Annotated in this window: 1 protein-coding gene; it reads right to left on the reverse strand. The window is 69.2% G+C overall.

Annotated elements, in window-relative coordinates:
* Positions 1-83 precede the first annotated feature (83 nt).
* Positions 84-461 (reverse strand): hypothetical protein, encoded by a 378-nt coding sequence (locus QMK28_RS34090; protein WP_326443574.1) that lies wholly within the window; start codon positions 459-461, stop codon positions 84-86.
* Positions 462-574 lie beyond the last annotated feature (113 nt).

Consider the following 574-nt stretch of genomic DNA (forward strand, 5'->3'; position numbering starts at 1 on the left):
CACGTGGATCACCGGGTTCTACAACCCGCGACGAAGGCACAGTGCAGCCGGCGGCCTGCCACCCGAAGAGTTCGAACAGATCATCACCGAAGCACGCACCCGAAGCCGGCAAGAGGCCCGGGCCGCATAACGAAGGACTCTACGAAACCGGGGGATTGACAGTAGCGGCGTCCCCACTCCTCGTCGACCAGGGCGTCCAGGAGGTGCCCGGCGGTGCCGGCTACCTCCTCCAGCGCGGCACGTACCGCCTCGGTGACCAGCTCCAACCGGGTCAGGTCACGCACCGCGGCCAGGACATGGGTGGAATCGGTGCGTTGCGTGGTGCGCTCCCGCACCAGCCCGGCCTCCTTGAGACGGGCCAGTGCGAGGTCCAGGAGGCGGTCGGCCCGGTCGCCCTGGGCGAGACGGTCGCGGAAGTCGGCCAGCACACTGTGGTGGAAGCCGGGATCGTCCAGCTCCATGGCGTGAAGTCGGCCCGGAGCGCGGTCCCGACCTTTCGGCCGGTCCGTTTCTCCGGACCGCTTCCCGCACCCGCCGTGCGCCTCTCAACGCAACGGGCGCTCCACAAGTCCCT

It is taken from the genome of Streptomyces sp. H27-D2 (assembly GCF_035828615.1).
In the GTDB taxonomy this organism is placed as follows: Bacteria; Actinomycetota; Actinomycetes; order Streptomycetales; family Streptomycetaceae; genus Streptomyces.